18 protein-coding genes are annotated in these 17,144 nt (G+C 38.3%); 3 read left to right on the top strand and 15 right to left on the bottom strand.

The annotated features are described in order from the left end of the window. Positions 1 to 19: 19 nt before the first annotated feature. The 5 genes from AC3WJG_RS18715 to AC3WJG_RS18695 all read right to left on the bottom strand — a co-directional run bounded on the left by AC3WJG_RS18715 (position 20) and on the right by AC3WJG_RS18695 (position 4,763). Complete coding sequence (locus AC3WJG_RS18715) at positions 20 to 904, bottom strand: DMT family transporter (protein WP_098578840.1); 885 nt, start codon at positions 902 to 904, stop codon at positions 20 to 22. A 64-nt stretch (positions 905 to 968) separates the two neighbouring features. After that, the gene (locus tag AC3WJG_RS18710) at positions 969 to 1,685 is read right to left on the bottom strand and encodes a helix-turn-helix domain-containing protein (protein WP_098525099.1); all 717 of its coding nucleotides are present in this window, start codon (positions 1,683 to 1,685) and stop codon (positions 969 to 971) included. Positions 1,686 to 1,712: 27 nt separating this feature from the next. Next, a complete protein-coding gene (locus AC3WJG_RS18705) occupies positions 1,713 to 2,342 on the bottom strand; it encodes an alpha/beta family hydrolase (RefSeq protein ID WP_337134022.1) in 630 nt (209 codons plus the stop codon). Between the two features lie 60 nt (positions 2,343 to 2,402). Continuing rightward, complete coding sequence (locus AC3WJG_RS18700) at positions 2,403 to 3,413, bottom strand: LLM class flavin-dependent oxidoreductase (protein WP_337134023.1); 1,011 nt, start codon at positions 3,411 to 3,413, stop codon at positions 2,403 to 2,405. 132 nt (positions 3,414 to 3,545) lie between these two features. After that, positions 3,546 to 4,763 (bottom strand): MFS transporter, encoded by a 1,218-nt coding sequence (locus AC3WJG_RS18695; RefSeq protein ID WP_492588468.1) that lies wholly within the window; start codon positions 4,761 to 4,763, stop codon positions 3,546 to 3,548. A gap of 140 nt (positions 4,764 to 4,903) precedes the next feature. Between AC3WJG_RS18695 and AC3WJG_RS18690 the strand changes: the two genes are divergently transcribed. After that, entirely contained in the window at positions 4,904 to 5,185 is a 282-nt protein-coding gene (locus AC3WJG_RS18690) for an acylphosphatase (RefSeq protein WP_028408645.1), read from the top strand. A gap of 83 nt (positions 5,186 to 5,268) precedes the next feature. Continuing rightward, positions 5,269 to 6,045, top strand: a complete 777-nt coding sequence (locus AC3WJG_RS18685) for a 3-hydroxybutyrate dehydrogenase (RefSeq protein WP_025752250.1) — start codon at positions 5,269 to 5,271, stop codon at positions 6,043 to 6,045. Positions 6,046 to 6,082: 37 nt separating this feature from the next. Here AC3WJG_RS18685 and AC3WJG_RS18680 read toward each other — a convergent pair whose 3' ends face one another. The 8 genes from AC3WJG_RS18680 to AC3WJG_RS18645 form a co-directional block, all read right to left on the bottom strand. Next, complete coding sequence (locus tag AC3WJG_RS18680; RefSeq protein WP_337134024.1) at positions 6,083 to 8,494, bottom strand: S8 family serine peptidase; 2,412 nt, start codon at positions 8,492 to 8,494, stop codon at positions 6,083 to 6,085. A gap of 741 nt (positions 8,495 to 9,235) precedes the next feature. After that, the gene (locus tag AC3WJG_RS18675) at positions 9,236 to 9,673 is read right to left on the bottom strand and encodes a S1 domain-containing RNA-binding protein (RefSeq protein WP_013056909.1); all 438 of its coding nucleotides are present in this window, start codon (positions 9,671 to 9,673) and stop codon (positions 9,236 to 9,238) included. Positions 9,674 to 9,854: 181 nt separating this feature from the next. After that, a complete protein-coding gene (gene nadE / locus AC3WJG_RS18670) occupies positions 9,855 to 10,676 on the bottom strand; it encodes an NAD(+) synthase (protein ID WP_028408647.1) in 822 nt (273 codons plus the stop codon). A 34-nt stretch (positions 10,677 to 10,710) separates the two neighbouring features. Continuing rightward, complete coding sequence (gene nadD / locus AC3WJG_RS18665) at positions 10,711 to 11,391, bottom strand: nicotinate (nicotinamide) nucleotide adenylyltransferase (RefSeq protein WP_028408648.1); 681 nt, start codon at positions 11,389 to 11,391, stop codon at positions 10,711 to 10,713. A gap of 15 nt (positions 11,392 to 11,406) precedes the next feature. After that, on the bottom strand, positions 11,407 to 12,876 hold the full coding sequence (locus AC3WJG_RS18660; RefSeq protein ID WP_102813189.1) for a nicotinate phosphoribosyltransferase: 1,470 nt from the start codon (positions 12,874 to 12,876) through the stop codon (positions 11,407 to 11,409). A gap of 22 nt (positions 12,877 to 12,898) precedes the next feature. Further along, positions 12,899 to 13,447, bottom strand: a complete 549-nt coding sequence (locus tag AC3WJG_RS18655; RefSeq protein ID WP_028408650.1) for a cysteine hydrolase family protein — start codon at positions 13,445 to 13,447, stop codon at positions 12,899 to 12,901. A 71-nt stretch (positions 13,448 to 13,518) separates the two neighbouring features. Then, complete coding sequence (locus AC3WJG_RS18650; RefSeq protein WP_028408651.1) at positions 13,519 to 14,295, bottom strand: NUDIX domain-containing protein; 777 nt, start codon at positions 14,293 to 14,295, stop codon at positions 13,519 to 13,521. 221 nt (positions 14,296 to 14,516) lie between these two features. Further along, positions 14,517 to 14,912 carry a CDI toxin immunity protein gene (locus tag AC3WJG_RS18645; protein ID WP_028408652.1) on the bottom strand — a complete coding sequence of 132 codons (396 nt, stop codon included), beginning with the start codon at positions 14,910 to 14,912 and terminating at the stop codon, positions 14,517 to 14,519. A 331-nt stretch (positions 14,913 to 15,243) separates the two neighbouring features. Between AC3WJG_RS18645 and AC3WJG_RS18640 the strand changes: the two genes are divergently transcribed. Next, positions 15,244 to 16,332 (top strand): FAD-dependent monooxygenase, encoded by a 1,089-nt coding sequence (locus tag AC3WJG_RS18640; protein ID WP_334035810.1) that lies wholly within the window; start codon positions 15,244 to 15,246, stop codon positions 16,330 to 16,332. Positions 16,333 to 16,422: 90 nt separating this feature from the next. Here the strand turns inward: AC3WJG_RS18640 and AC3WJG_RS18635 are convergent, their stop codons facing one another. Then, on the bottom strand, positions 16,423 to 16,758 hold the full coding sequence (locus AC3WJG_RS18635) for a helix-turn-helix domain-containing protein (RefSeq protein ID WP_013056901.1): 336 nt from the start codon (positions 16,756 to 16,758) through the stop codon (positions 16,423 to 16,425). A gap of 203 nt (positions 16,759 to 16,961) precedes the next feature. Continuing rightward, positions 16,962 to 17,087, bottom strand: coding sequence for an anti-repressor SinI family protein (locus AC3WJG_RS18630; protein WP_013083022.1), 126 nt, complete (start codon positions 17,085 to 17,087; stop codon positions 16,962 to 16,964). Positions 17,088 to 17,144: the final 57 nt, after the last annotated feature.

Raw genomic sequence — 17,144 nt, 5'->3', positions numbered from 1 at the left:
CTGGAGAAAGGGGATTTCTTTATATACGCACCTCTTGATTTAGCGATGATTTCGGAGAATACGTTAAAAACGCTAAGCTAGCAAATACTAGTGCTGCTCCGCATATGTTCACCAAAGTTAGAGATTCTCCTAAGAAAAAGACGCCCAATAAAAAAGCGGTAACGGGCTCTGCTAATGATAACGTCACGGCGGTAGACGCATGCACCGACTTAAGCGCTGTAGAAAATAATACATAAGCAAGAGCCGTCGTAAGTATTCCTAAGTGAAGAGCAATGCCTATTCCATTTAAAGAAACTAGCCAGCTCATATCGTATATAAACCAGCATGGGATTAGTAGAACAGCAGCTGTTGTGAACACAAGAGAAGCGCCTACTTGCGGATCAACATGCTGAACAATTTTTTTATTAACAGTCGTATAGCAGGCAAAAGACGCCCCTGCTCCTATCGCCATACCTAAACCTATCACGTCGATTTGACTGTCTTTTTTTAACAACAAGCTGCAGCACCCTATAATACCCGTACACGTGGCAAGCAGCCACTTTTTTGTAGGTTTCTTGCGGTACACTATGTAATCTAACACTCCTGACAAAAGCGGCGCACTCCCAATTGCTACCATTGTCCCTACTGCAACACCCGTTTTGATAACGGCTGAAAAAAACAGCGGCTGATAAGCGGCCATACTTGCTGCAGCAACCGTAAGAGGCAGAATAGGAAGGTTTCTTACGTCCACTTTCTTTTTTTGAATAAGACAAGCTGCAAGAAGTGACAGCCCCCCTACAGCTAAACGCACGGCTCCAATCGCCACGGAATGTGCTTCAGCAGATGCTAAAGCTTGGGCAGTCCCTGTTGTTCCCCATAGTACAGCTGCACATAAAATAAGTATTTTTGATAATGAAGTATTCATATTTCCATCTCCTTTCTTTTATCATAGCTAAAAGAAAGAAAAAAGTTTTTCCGCTTTTATGATATTATTTGTCTGTTTTTAAGATACTTCGATATTGCGTGGGTGAGACTCCTTCTTGTTTTGCAAACCATTTAGTGAATGAAGACAAGCTGTAATAGCCGACTTCGTGCGCAATATACGTTATCGAATAGCTGCTCTCTTTTAACAATTCTTTTGCTTTCTTTAAACGTATACGCGCTACATAGCTTTGAGGCGAATAGCCCGTTTTTTGTTTAAACCAAGCGGAAAAATAGGCAGGATGGTAATTTTCCATCTTAGCAAGGCTTTCTATGTTTAGCTCTTGATTAAAGTTAGCATGAAGATAATCAATGGATTTAAACGTTTGGTTCTTTGGTAAATAATGCTGAACGTAACGGACTAAATCTTCAAGCGCCCCTCTGTCAGTGCTTTTTTGAAGCCCATCAAGTAAAAGGTAGCGAATTGCTTTCCACGTTGAATCCCATTGAATAAAAGCGGCTTGTTGAGAAAGATGCGCACTTTCTGTAAATTTCAACGGAATATCAACAACTAAACATTCATTTGCGTTTTTAGCTTGATACGTATGAAGCTGACGAGGCGGAATGTAAAAGCATCCTTCTTGCAGCGTTAAGTGCTGCTCACTTGCTTGAATATCAAGAGCACCTGCTAGCGGAAACAAAAGCTGACTGTAGTTATGATCATGAGTATGAGGTGAATAGCTGTAGGCTCTTTTTTCGCAAATAATTTCACGTAGCGTATCCATTTTTTCCTCCTTTCCTTACTTCCTATCTCAAAGAAGCTTTTCTATGCCATTCAAAACGGTTTCTAGCGCCTTTAACGATTCCGTGGGAGTATACAAAACGTCCAATGAATGATCGGCATTTTCAATCACTTCAATATTCATTGTGTTTGTTTTTAATTGATACACTTCTTCAGTATAATAGTGATCGCGAGCTCCTATTACAAGAAGACCTTTATGAGTGTTTTCTAGTAAACTTTCAAACAGTTCTGTTCTTGTTAAAAGCGGCGTCAGTAAAAGCATCACTGCATCTTTGTAGACTTCATCTTTCATAACTCGCTGAATCAGCGGAATGGTGCCAATTGATTTTCCTGCAAATATGATATTTTTATAGTCACTGTGAGATAAAACGTCCTGCAGCACGAGATCAATGTCTTGCATCATAACATCTGCAATCTCATCTGTAGACTTTGTCATCAGCTCTTTTGAATATGCATAGTGAATCTGAACAACATCAATCCCATGTTTTAGCATCAGCATTGTCACATAATACAACAGCGGCTTTTCGTACGTATAGCCTAGACCTGAAAACATAAAGCAAATGCGAGGCCCTCCTGTTTTAATATGTGTATAGGTAATCCTATGAGTTTGGCTGCTTACACTTTTTTGATCTACGTGCATGTCACTCCTCCTTTTTAAATATTCTAACATTTAATCCCGTAAAAAAACCCCATCTTTTTCTTAAAAAAATGAGGGTTGAGGAAATAGCTCTGCAAGCAGTTCATAAGACTTCTTTTTTGCTTCATAATCATGGATATTTGTAATAATTAAAAATTCGTCGTTATCGTATTTTTGCTGCAGCCCGATTAATCCTTGTTTTACTTCAGCTGGATTTCCTACGATCATACGAGGACGATTGGTGGTTATTTTTTTGAGCTCTTCTTCTGAATAAGAACGATTACGCACTTCTTCTATCGATGAAACCGTTGTATCTCCGCCTTTAGCTACTTTCAACAACCAATCATCTAACGTTTTAGCGTGTCCCTCAGCTTCTTCTGTTGTTTCTGCACATACTACAAATACGCATACGTTGGTTTTAGGCGTTGATTGATACGAAGAAGGGATAAATTCTTGTTTATAATGACGAATGGCTTCTTGTCCTCCAACTGAATAAATAAAGTGTCCAAACGTAAAAGAGATGCCCAGCTCAGCAGCCGACCTTGCTCCTCTTTTATTGATACCAAGATGCCACAGTTCTGGTTTTGTTTCACTTAACGGATAAGCTGTCACCCCGTAATACGGATGATCCGACGGCAAATTATGCTCAAGATGTCCTTTTAACGCTTGAATTTGCCGCGGGAATTCATTGAGGCTTTTACGGACTCCATCTGTCAGCGCAAGCCGAGTCAGCGCATCTCCTCCCGGTGACCGTCCAAGACCTAAGTCAATTCGATTCGGAAACAGATTTTCAAGCAGCTGAGCGTCTTCTGCTACTTTATACGGACTGTATTGAGGAAGAAGAACTCCTCCAGATCCAATTCGGATTCGGCTCGTTTGAGAAGCCAAGTGCGTCATTAAAAGAATTGGAGATGAGCCTGCAAGACCGTTCGTATTATGATGTTCCGCTATCCAAAAGCGGTGGTAGCCCCACTCTTCCGTTAATTTAGCCAGCTCTACCGTACGTTTTAACGCTTCCTTTGGTGTTGATCCGCTTGAAACAGGAGACTGGTCCAATACGCTTAGCTTAATCATAGGTGATTCTTCCTTTCAATTTTCAATTTCTATATTGTCTCTATTGTAGGAGAAAAATATGAATTCGTCTTGAAATTTGCTTCACGCTCATAGAAAAAGCAAACGCTGTCCTGCGTTTGCTTTTTCATTTTCTTATTTTGCTTCGTGCATTTCTTTCACACTCTTATCGCTCGGTAACAGCCATGTTAGCAGCCCTAGAATTGGAAGATAGCTGCAAAACAGCATGATAAATTGAAGGCTGAAGACATCGGCTAATTTACCGAATACAACAGCTCCTAAAGCTCCCATTCCAAAAGCAATCCCTACAATTAAGCCGGATACCAAGCCGATTTTCCCCGGCATCAGCTCCTGAGCATAGACGACCGTGACGCTGAAACTTGACTGAAGAATAAAGCCAATTAGTACTAAAAGAGGTGCCGCCACTCCTAGAGAAACATGAGGAAGTAATAAAGTAAACGGTACTGATCCTAACATAGAAAACAACAAAATATTTCGTTTTCCGAAACGATCGGCAAGCGGACCTCCAAAGAATGTTCCAAACACCCCTGCAATCATAAATAAAAAAACGTAAAGCTGAGCGCTTTTGATAGGCAAATTAAATTTTTCAATGATATAAAACTGAAAGAAATTAAGGATGCCTGCTCCGTACCATGAACGTGCAAAAACAAGAAAAATTAAAAGTCCAACTGCAAAAATAATTTGCTTGTTCATCGTAAATGAAGCATCTGACTGCTTTTTCTTTAAGCGTTGACGAGTAGCTAACTCCGATTTATACCATTTAGAGACGCTATACAAAACCACTACGCCGATACCTGCAATTAACGTAAACCAAATCGTTCCAAACTGACCAAGTCCGATAAAGATAAATGCTGTAAATAGCGGAGCCATCGATTGTCCTGTATTTCCGCCAACTTGATAAATAGACTGTGCCAGCCCCCGTTTTCCTCCTGCTGCCATATACGCTACGCGAGAACCTTCCGGATGAAAAATAGCTGAGCCGAATCCTACAAATAAGACAGATATAATCACAAAATAAAAATTTGGCGCTAAAGCGAGCCCAACCATACCAATCATGCTTAAACACATTGCAATTGGCAATAAAAATGGCGAAGGACGCTTATCGGCAAACACGCCGAATACGGGCTGCATAATCGATGACGTCATGTTTAAAGCAAAGGCAATCCAGCCGATTTGCGTGTAGTTTAAATTCATCGATTTTTCAAGGACAGGAAAAAGTGCCGGTATAACGGACTGCATACAATCATTTAGAAAATGTCCTAAACTAATAGCAAATAAAATACGATAAATCGTTGCCGGCTGCGCTTGCTGCGTTCGTGCTGCTGCTTGCATTCATAACCCTTCTTTCTTAATTTAATCTACATTATAATTGTTAAAGTCTTACAATGTCTTTTTCTATTATACAGTGAAAGTTAAGATTGTAGTTGTTTTCTTTTTATAAAAAAGGGAAAATTACCTGCGAGGTGAGAACAGTGAAAAAACATGTGCATATGATTGTAGACGGACGCGTTCAAGGGGTTGGGTTCCGTCACTATACGCAGCTAAAGGCAATGGAATGCTCCATTAACGGATGGGTACGAAATCGAGACGATCAAAAAGTGGAAATTGATGCTGAAGGTGAAGAAAGCAACATCCAAAAATTTATTGAAGAAATAAAAAAAGGTCCCTCACCGTTCGCTTCTGTTAGCAATGTGGAAGTAAAGATAGTAAACACCCCTTCCCACACCCATTCTTTTCGCGTGAAGTATAGTTAAAAAACTCGCTAAATTAAGATAATTTTTGATAAAATGGAAAAGTAAGCGATTTTATATTTTCTACATATAAGGGGGAAAAAACGATGGTTGAAAACAAAATTGTGTTAATTACAGGTGCAGCTCAAGGTATCGGTTATCAAATTGGTGAGCGCTTTGCTGAAGACGGAGCGACTGTTGTCTTAACTGACTTAAATGAAGATGGAGTTAAGAAAGCAGCAGACAAATTGAAGACAAAAGGCTACGAAGCATTAGGCATTAAAGCAGATGTGACAAAGGAAAGTGATATTGAACAAATGATTGCTCAAACGGTTGAAACATATGGCCGCCTTGATGTATTAATTAACAATGCCGGCATGCAATTTGTTTCCCCGCTTGAAGAATTTCCTACTGAAAAATTTGAACTTTTAACGAAAATTATGCTTGTTGCACCTTTTGTTGCGACTAAGCATGCGTTTCCTATTATGAAAAAGCAAAAATTCGGCCGCATTTTGAACATGTCTTCCATTAACGGATTGATTGGTTTCTCAGGAAAAGCGGCATACAACAGCGCTAAGCACGGCGTGATTGGCTTAACGAAAGTGGCTGCTCTTGAAGGTGCAGAGCACGGCATTACGGTAAATGCGATTTGCCCTGGTTATGTCGATACGCCGCTTGTTCAAAATCAATTAAAAGATTTAGCACGTACGCGAAATGTAGCGCTTGAAAAAGTACTAGAAGAAGTCATTTATCCTCTTGTTCCTCAAAAGCGCTTGCTTGCAGTTGATGAAATTGCAGATTATGCAATGTTTTTAGCAAGTGATTTAGCAAAAGGCGTAACCGGCCAAGCTGCTGTGATCGATGGTGGATATACGGCTCAATAAAAAAAGAGTGTCAGTTAGACTGGCACTCTTTTTTTATTTATTTAATTTCGAATTCTCCTAAAGAACCTGTCGTCTGACCTGCTTTTAGTGCTTCTGCGTATAAATAATACGTTCCCGCTGGAAGAGCTTCACCATTAATCTTTCCGTCCCACGTTGCGCTAGAAAATCCTTTTGCTACATTCGTATATGAACTTAACAATTCCCCTTTTTCTAACGTTGCATCGTAAATGTAATAGCTAAGCTTCTCCGCTCCTCCTGGTAAATAACTCCCGTATTCAAATGAGCCATTTCCAAGTACATCTACATACGCAGAAGTAACGCGAGGATAATCCGGCTCTTTTACAAATAAAATGGTTGGAACATCGTACGTTTCTTTATTGTTACTTACGGTAATTGTCCCTTCGTAATAGCCAGGAGATAATTTCCCTGCATCTACTTTTACATTCAGATTTACTTTTTGCGTTTTTCCTGCATTAACCACTAAATCGTTTGTTGATTTAACGTCAATTGCCTGATGGCTTTTCTTAAATTTTACTTTGACCGAGTATTTTTGACTGTGATTTGATAGATTTTTAATCTTAAAGCTTTGTTTTTCCACTTGTTTCCCTTTATCTTTATAAAAGACGCCGTACGAGTGACTTCCTGGTGTAATAAGCGTTTTTGCTTTAATTGCATCTACTACACGCATGCTTCCTGCACCTTGCGTATTATGAGGGTAAACCAGCCCGTTGCGGTCACGAAGCAGTTCCGTTGTGTTCATTAAAGATGCTTTTACGTCTTCTACTTTATAATTTGGATGCGCCTGTAAAATTAACGCTGCTGCTCCTGCTACGTGGGGTGCTGCCATACTTGTTCCTTGTTTGGATCCATATCCATGAGGGTTGCTTGGATCATTGGTTGGCACTGTGCTGATGATATCGACTCCCGGTGCCGAAATGTCCGGCTTAATCATCCATGTATCAACAACCGGTCCGCGCGATGAAAAGTCAGCCATTGTTTCATCGACTGTCTGATTAAACGTTGCACTAAAAGATCCCGTAACCGATCCCTTTGCCAAAGAAGCAACCAAGGCTTGTCCATCAGCTTTTGATAAGCGAATACTTGGCAAAGATGTGCCTGGAATATCAGGGATTGTCCCTTCTACATTGTTGTAAATCACCGTGGCAACAGCGCCGGCTTTTTTCGCATTATCAACTTTATCTACAAACGCAATGTCGCCTCGAGAAATAACCGCTACTTTTCCTTTTACATCCTTTCCTTCAAAGTCTTCTGGTTTTCCGAGTCCGACAGGTACAAATTCATACTTTTTACCACTTGCATCCAGTAATGCCTTGTCATTTGGAAAGCCCATTACTTCAGCTGAAGCATAGCTTGCGTTATCTACAGTTAATGTCGTTTTATACAAATTGTAAGGAAGCTGAGTTGCACCAACTGAAATAGCTTCACGAGACGTTCCCGGAGACCCTACTGTCCAGTTAGCTGGTCCACTGTTTCCATTTGACGTAACGGCAACTACTCCTTCTTCCATTGCCCAATCTAATGCAATACTCGTTGCCAAGTCTGGATTATTAATCGTATCTCCAAGCGACAGGTTCATTACATCCGCTCCGTCTTCTACCGCACGTTCAATACCGGCGATCACGTCTTCCGTTGTACCTGTTCCTCCTGGCCCTAGTACACGATAAGCAAGTAAATGAGCATCAGGAGCTACTCCTTTAATTTTCCCGTCCGCTGCAATCGTTCCCGCTACGTGCGTTCCGTGCGTTGTTGCTTCTCCTTTTGGATCTCCAGCCGGCGTTTCTTGAGGGTCTTTGTCATCATCTACAAAATCCCACCCTTTATATTTCTCAAACGCTGACTTTAAATCCGGGTGGTCGTAATCGACGCCTGTATCAATAACGGCTACAGTCATATTTTTACCTGTATATCCTGATTTCCACGCTTGATCTGCTCCTACATAGTAAATGCTTTTATACATTTCAGAACTGTATTCTTCGGCGCTCACTTCTTTCGATTTCACTTCTGTTGTATGATATTCAACGCTTGGATAAATAGCTTTTACTCCCGGTAAACTTGCTACTTTTTCAAGGTCATTAGCCGGAAGTTCCGCTGAAAACCCAGAAAATACTTGGTCATATTCACGCTTTACTTTTGAAGTTTTAGAAGCTTTTGAAAGCTCTTTTTTCACTTCGTCACGCGCTTTTTTAATCTTTCCTTTACTTTGCGCTACTCCTTTTTTCTTTGCTTCCGCTACAGACTCTTCATTTAACTCCACAATAACTTTTACTTTTTTAGCCGACTTTAAGTTATAGTCTCCTTGAATTTTAACTAAAGACGGTTCAAGCGCTGGTTTTGAATTTCCGTTGGCGGATGCGCCCATTGCAAAAGAAGATAAAGCAACCGAAAATGCTACTGTACTTAATACAGACCGAATTGATACTTTTTTCATTGTGTTTTCCCTCTCCATTTCTCTCTATACTTCGTGCTACTATGTATGCCTTCATCCCCAGAACATACGCATCTTTTGCTTAGCTAGTGAGCTAAAAACTAGAATAGTATGGAAGTTCTATATATTACTATAAAATCCTTGAGTCTATGGAATCATTTTATATACTCGTGCAAATTAAGCACTAATGCTCAAAAAATGAAGAATTTTGTCTGTTTATCTTCTTTCCGTAACTTTTTTATTCCTAAAATTATGAAGAGATTAGATGAATATACAAGAATACTGACGAATTTCTGTTAATGTAGCTATTTTTATCAGGGACTCATTCCTACTTTTCCTTTGTTTACTTATAAGGTTTTTTTATTATTTTAAGAAAATTGTTCTTATAAGCGTTTTTTATTTTATTACTTATTATTTAGAACATAGTTTAATTTAATATAAAATATCGCACTTAATTAAATGAAATTTTAAAAAATTACGAATAATAAAATGAGATCTTGCAGATACTAACGTCAACGCTCGCACAAAGGGAGGCATGATTATGATAGATTTAAATTTCATCCTACTCATCCTTGATCTTCTCTCATCTCTTGTCACTATTGGCATCTACTTTACAACCAAGTAAGTACCTAACCTTCTCTTTACTCTTCTAGCGCATGTACTTAAGCTATTACAAAAAAGAAGCAAGCCAATTTTTACTGGCTTGCTTCAACTATATAATAAAGTAGTTAAAGTGGAAGGGATTTATCCGCGTCTTCCGCCTCTGCCACCTCGTTTTGATTCAGTGCTGCGTTTTAGTGTAGATAAATTATCTTCACTATCTTTTAAGAAACGCGCCATTTTTTGTTCGAAGTTTTCCTTTGGTTGGAAGTTGCTTTTAGAACGATTATCATTATTTCTTGCCTGACGTGGCGGGCGTTGTGAATAAGAAGATGAGGGTCTTTCAGGTTTATCTATTGCTTTTTTAATCGATAATCCAATTTTTCCGTCTTTCTCATTAACGACTTTCACTTCAATTTCTTGACCAACTTTAAGATGGTCATTAATGTCTTTTACATAGCTGTCAGCTACCTCACTAATATGTACAAGCCCAGTTTGACCTCCAGGTAATTCTACAAATGCTCCAAAATTAGTAATACCTGTTACTTTACCTTGTACCTTGCTACCTACTTCAACTGCCATAAAAAATGTTCCTCCTCAATAATATTAAAAGCACTTCATTATACCAAAGTGCGTAAGAATAACAAAGTGTGTATGAGAAAACAATTTGTTAAATTGCACTTTTTCCGCCTCTTTTTTGTTTTATGAAAGAAATCAGTCAAAATAATGCCCATATTAGATATACCTAATATGGGCATTTCTCTCATTTCCACCATTCATCAAACATACTAGCCGGTAACTGACGCTTATGTTCAGTAATACGATAGCGCTGTTCAATTTTTTCAGCGGCTTCTTGTGATACTTCTTTTCCTTCCAGATAATCGTCTAGTTCATCATAAGAAATTCCTAGTTCCGTTTCATCAGATTGACCAGGACTATTATCTAACAAGTCAGCTGTTGGTACTTTTTCATACAATCGTTTATCTGCACCTAATTCTTTTAGCAATGCTTTTCCTTGACGTTTTGTTAGTCCCGTTAGAGGGAGCACGTCTGCTCCGCCATCTCCATATTTCGTAAAAAAGCCTGTTACTGCTTCTGCTGCATGATCGGTTCCGATAACTAAAAGGCCGTTTTCTCCTCCGACTGCATACTGTACAATCATACGCGTACGTGCTTTGACATTTCCTTTATGAAAATCAGACAGCGCTATATCTGTCGCACCTGTAAACGAACTTTCAAATGCTTCTACCGTGTTTTTAATATTAAACGTATATGTTTCATTAGGTTTAATAAATTCTAGTGACGCCTTCGCATCCGCTTCATCATGCTGCGTGCCATGAGGCAAGCGAACGGCTACAAATTTTGCTTCATATTCTTCTTTTCGCAACTCGTCTACAGCAATCTGCGCTAATCGTCCAGCTAAGCTAGAGTCCTGGCCTCCGCTTATACCTAATACAAAGCCTTTTGCATTTGCTGACTTTAAGTAGGTTTTGAGAAAATCAACGCGGGCACGAATTTCCTGTGCTGGATCAATTTCAGATTTCACATGTAGCTCTTTTCTTATTTTTTCTTGCATGTCTGACATGATACATGCTCTCCTTCCATTATATGTAGATTTCTTACTGATACAATCCATGTTTTTTACTATAAAAATAACAGAGATCAGGCATTAAATATCTTGGTTCTCCACCCCGGGCAAATTCTTGACGGATATAAGTAGAGCTGATTTCCATCGCCAGCCCTTTATCAAGAAGCTGAAACCGGCCGTCGTCATAATTTCGAAGCAAAGGAGAACGGCTAATAGCTTTCAACATGTCTATTCCCTCTCTTGCCATGACGATAAACTGGTTTTTACTAATAAGTTCATCTGCTTTCTTCCACTTGCCTTCGCCAATATCTTGCAGTAAGTCCGCTCCCATAATAAAAAATAACTCAGCGTGTGGAAGCAATTTTTTAAAGTGCTCCATAGTGTAGTATGTGTAATGATAGCCGGGCAATACGTCTAGCTCATACGTATCGAGCAAAAATTTTGGGTTATCTTTAATCGCTAAGCTAACCATATTTACACGGTGCTCATCCAACGTCTGGAGCTTTTTATCCGTTCGTTTGTGCGATGAAGGCAAAAAGATAATAGCATCTAACTTCTTTCGATGCGCAACCGTTGATGCCGTCCAAAGATGAACATTGGTAACCGGATCAAAAGAAGAACCATAAATCCCAATTTTCGCTCCTTTTTCTAAAAGCTTATCTATTTTTTTATCAGGGTTTAGCTGTTGAAAATAAGCAAGCGTATCTGACATGTCTCCAGCTCCCTACTATTTTTTATTTAGGGCTTCCGCTACTTTTTGTTTCACGTACGCAATTTGACGCGTTTTATTTTCCCAACATTTTTCGCTTAAATCTACTGGATATTCTTCAGGATTGCGCGTGCGCTTATATTCATCCCAAAGCAGCTCTAAATTATCTTTTACGTACTGCTGAATTTCCTGAAGCTCTTCTGTTTCATACACAAGCTCTCCGTTTACAAAGATATCATGGTGGAGTTCTTTTGCCTCAAAATTTGTGACGAATTTACTGATAAACGTATGAACAGGATGAAACATTTTTAAACGTTCTTCGCTTTGAGGATCTTCGTCTTCCATCGTGATATAATCCCCTTCAGATTTTCCATTCAAATTGTTAATAATACGATATACGCGCTTTAATCCTGGTGTACTCACTTTTTCAGGATTTGCGCTAATTTTAATCGTATCCATCATCTCGCCCTTTTCTCCTTCAATAGAAACGAGTTTATACACTGCGCCAAGCGCCGGCTGATCATAGGCAGTAATAAGCTTAGTGCCAATTCCCCACATGTCTATTTGTGCACCTTGCGACTTTAAATGCATAATCGTATCTTCATCTAAATCGTTGGAAGCAACAATTTTTGTTTCTGTAAACCCTGCTTCATCTAACATTTGACGAGCTTTTTTAGACAAATATGTTAAATCGCCGCTGTCTAAGCGAATCGCTGTAAAATTAATTTTATCGCCTAATTCTTTTGCTACTCTAATGGCGTTGGGAACTCCTGATTTTAACGTATCGTACGTATCAACTAGAAACACGCAGTTTTTATGGCGACGAGCATATTTATGAAATGCAATATATTCGTCTTTATAAGCTTGCACCATCGCATGAGCATGCGTTCCTGCAACTGGAATTCCAAATTTCTTTCCTGCTCGCACGTTAGAAGTAGCACCAAATCCGCCAATATAGGCTGCTCTTGTTCCCCAAATAGCAGCGTCCATTTCTTGAGCGCGGCGTGTTCCAAATTCCATTGCCACTTGATCTCCTACTACATGTTTGATTCGAGCTGCTTTTGTCGCAATCAGCGTTTGGTAATTCACAATATTCAAAATAGCTGTTTCTACGAGCTGAGCTTCAATTAATGGTGCTTCTACACGTAAAATTGGTTCATTATGGAACACAAGCTCACCTTCACGCATACATCGAATCGTTCCAGTAAACGTAAGGTCTTTTAAGTAAGCTAAATAATCTTCTTTAAAACCTAATTCTTCATGCAAGTAGGTTAAATCTGATTCGCTAAATCTAAATGCTTTAATATATTCAATAATTCTTTCTAATCCAGCAAAAACAGCATAGCCATTCCCAAAAGGAAGTTTGCGGAAGAAAACTTCAAAAACAGCCTTCTTTTGATGAATATTATCTTCCCAGTAAGTTTCTCCCATGTTAATTTGATATAAATCGGTGTGTAGCATTACGCTGTCATCTGTAAACATATTCATTGATTTCCTCCACTATTATGTCTTAAATAATTTCTGCTCCGAGGCAAGATTTAAAATGTTCAAGCGCCCACTCATGACCTTTTTGATTAAAGCTTGCTACGGCTTTTTCATAAATATAAATAGCAAATCCTTTATTATAGGCATCTACTGCTGTATGAAGTACACAAATATCCGTACATACACCTGCTAAGTAGACATCGGTAATTTGTCTTTCTCGAAGTTTAATCTCCAGATCCGTTCCAGCAAATGCGCTGTATCTCGTTTTATTCATCCATTCTACATTTACCTGTGATTGATACACATTATATAAATCATTTAACTTTCCGTATAGCTCTCTTCCTGCAGAGCCTTCAACATTATGAGGCGGAAACAGCGCTGATTCTGGATGCAAGGAATCATTTTCTTTATGAAAATCAATGGCGAACACCACATACTCATTTTGCTCAATAAATTGACGCGTAATATCGCATATGAATGTTTCAATGTGTCGCCCTGGTTCTCCGCATGTCAAAGCTCCGTTTTCAGCTACAAAATCATTTGTATAATCGATGTTAATCAGTGCTTTTTTCATTATGTTTCCCCCTCATAAGTGAAAATTAACAGTTAACATATTGTTAATTATTTGGATTGAAAGTTTTTCTTTTAATAGCGTGCTGTATAGATTGGCTTCATCACATTCATTTCAACAAACTGATAGAGCTTTGTTGGTTTTTTAGACGTTCTCGTCGTTGTTTTTCCGTTTACTTCTTCAATAAATGGCAGCATTCTTATTTTTCGTGCAAAGGCCTGATCACTTTTAATCGCTGCATCATCCGTTACGGTAAGCAGCACAGCCTGCAGCTCAGAATATGTAAACTGAGAAGGCAGAAATTTCTGGGCAATGGTCGTTTGCAATAAATCTTTCTTAATTTCCTTGATTGCATCTCGAATGATGATTTCATGATCAAAAGCTAAAGGCAATGAAAAGATTTCATCTATTTTAAATAATTCAACTCGAGCAGCATCATCATTCGCTTTTCGCTTTATTAGACTATCTTCTGGAACGATTGCATAATGTGCGTTTGTAATGACCCATCCTCTATCGTCCCTGCCAGGCTCATCATAGACACCATAGTGTTTTAAATGAATGTCCTTTACGCCCGTTTCTTCTTCGAGCTCTCTTTTAGCCGCTTCAAAAGCTGATTCATCAGGATGGACAAATCCGCCGGGAAGCGCCCACTTTCCTGCTTCGCTGTTCTTTTCTCCCTCTGCGTTCACCATTGCTCGTTGGATAAGCATTAATTTCAAACTCATTTTAGGTGGTTTGTATGGTTCTTTTTCTTCCGTCACAATCGTAAATACAGCAATATCTGACGTATAGCCATATGGTTTAGGATATTCTTTTTTCGTTTGATTCGTCATTGCTTTTTTGTTCGACATTCATCATTTCTCCTGATCGCTCTTTTTACAATTAACAATATGATTAATGTTAATTATATTTGTTTTATGGAAAATGTCAATACTTTTCCCACTAATTATAAAGAGAAGGTAATTTATGTTGTAAATAACGTTATGTTTCGTATTTTTTAGATTTTATATGCATAAAAAGCTGAGTGAAGAAGTTCTAATTCCCCTCCCCCCTCAGCTTTTTTTCCTTTTAATTAACGTGCTGCTAAACCAATCATCATTTTACCGTCTTTAAAATACTCAATGACATAGTCAACAGACGGACAGTAAATAAATGCTTCTTCTGTAAGATCAGCTGTTTGTTGAAAAAATAGTAAAGCCTGAGCTAAATCGACGCTTACAGCTTTAGTTGCTCGTTTCCAAAATAAAACAACCTGATGTTCTTTTATATTCATCTCTTGAAGCCATTTTTTGATTTCTTCAATATGCCGGGTGGACTTTTTAATTAATACTTTTCGCCAATTAATTTGCATGATTGTTAAAAAAGGAAAGGTGTTTGAAAGTTTTTCGAAGTAAATGCTTGTCTGCTTTTTCGTTAGCAAATCTGCACTGTTACCCAATGTTTGAATATAATGTTCTACTTTTGTCATAATCATCCTCCAGTCGAAATTGGAGTTTGCTAGAATTTTCAGAGACGATCTCTACTCTTCTTGCTAAAAATCCTGCAGCTTTCCAACCGTGCTTTTTCTCAACAATTTTGATGTTTCACCTTTTTATACAAATTATTCAAAATAATTTGTGTATTTTAGTTTATCATAAAACTTAATCTTTGACTTTGATTATGCAAAACCTTATTTGTGTTTTGTCCAAAGAGCGAATTCCATAGAAGAAAAGCTATAAAAAAGTTGACATTCACATTTATAAAAGTTAATATACTTACTAAAAGTAACTTAATTGCATATAACAAACAAGGTGAAGAAAATGAACTATCAAACAGATGTGTGTATAATAGGAGCCGGACCAGGCGGTGCTCTACTGGCCTATCTACTGGCTAAACAAAATATATCAACTATACTGATAGAGAGATCTGATGAGCTTGGAAAAGAATTTCGAGGCGAACATTTAAATGAAGATGGAGAAATGATTCTTAAGAAACATCATATATTTGAAGAAATGGAAAGCTTAGGCCTCCTTCGAATGTCTAGGGTCGAATACTGGAAGGATGGACATGTATTCAAAACCATAGAATCTGAACTTGGACATGCAGGAATTCATGTTCCACAGCAGCATCTCCTTCAGTCTATAAATAACCAAGCAAGCATCCATCCCTCCTACAAACTTATGCTGGGCACAAAAGTAACGGAGCTAATGCAGAATGAAAAAGGACAATATACTGGAATAAAAGCTCAGCAAAAAGGCCGGGGTGAAATAATAGTTGAAAGTAAAATCATTATTGGAGCAGATGGCCGATATTCAACTGTTCGCAAACTTGCGCACATAAAAAACAATATTCATAATCATGGATACGATTTGCTTTGGGCAAAAATTCCTGCACCAGCCAATTGGGAGCCTTCTATTAAATTTGCACTTGTAGAACAGCAGCAGGTGGCGCTTTTTTCTCAAGCAAAAGGCTTTGTTCAAATCGGATGGAATATTGAAAAAGGCAGCTATCCTGCTCTTCGGAAACAATCATTTAGACCGTTTATTCAGCGTTTAATAGACGCTTTCCCTAGCTTGAACCTTTCAATAGAAAGGTTTATTACGTCGTGGTCAGACTTTACGCTTCTTTCTGTGCAAAGCAGCATAAGCGAAGTATGGTCAAAGCATCACCTGTTATTATTAGGGGATGCTGCTCATACGATGACTCCAACTGGCGCTTTTGGATTAAACGAGTCATTAAAAGATGCTGACTTACTGTCTGACTTACTGCATCAAGTTTTTTATCAAAACAAAGAGATTTCAGAAACATTGAGACAGTTTGAACAGAAAAGAAAGCCTAGATTAATAACTCTTGAACATATTCAGTTTCAGCGAGAAAAAGAATTCTCGTCCCATTTTATTTCTTCTTAAGCCTAAAAAAAAGAGATTCCATAGATAAATGGAATCTCTTTTTTTAGCAGTTGTTCTATGTAAGTTCTCTTTTATGTATATTCCGCGAAGTTAATCTTGCTTTGCCCGCTGCCATTTTTGAAATTCAAGAAATTGTTTAAACTGCTCTTTGCTTATTCCTGACTCCGCTGCTTCTTTTGCTAACTCAAGCCACTCATCATCAATATCCAACGATTCAGATTTATCCATAGGCTCATGAATTAATCTATCAATACTCACGTTCAATGAGGTAGAAATTTTGTTTAGAAATTGAATAGATGGGTTGAGCTGAATTCCTCTTTCTACTGAAGATATGTACGATTTAGCAACACCCGCTCGGTTTGCAAGTTCTGTTAGCGATATTCCCTGTTTCGTTCTGAGATCTCGAATACGTTGGCCAATTGTCATTTTAATCACCCTTACTAATGCTTACTTATCGATAATAATACCATAATTTCACTTTACCGTGCATTATAAATAAACGTTCTTACCATAAAGGGGTGATTATACATCTAAAAAAGGGTGATTATGCATCTAGTGAAGATAGCTTGAGACTGGTTATAAAGGTTATCTATACTTGGGAACGCTTTATTCCCTTATCATTGTATCGGCTAAGCATTTGAACTAATGCTTTGTAAAAATTGTCTAACTTCCTCGATGCTTATACCTGTTTGTTTTGCTTCCATTATGAGCATAACCCATTCTAAGTCTAACGTATTTTCGTCTTTAAAATTCATAATTCTCCTCCTTTCTTCTTTTTTCGAAATTGATAACGTTTTCTTTTTAGTGTTTTT

This window comes from Priestia sp. FW507-14D1A, assembly GCF_058781295.1.
Note: the sequence above shows the minus strand (reverse complement) of the source record. Positions and strands in the feature narration are given on the sequence as shown.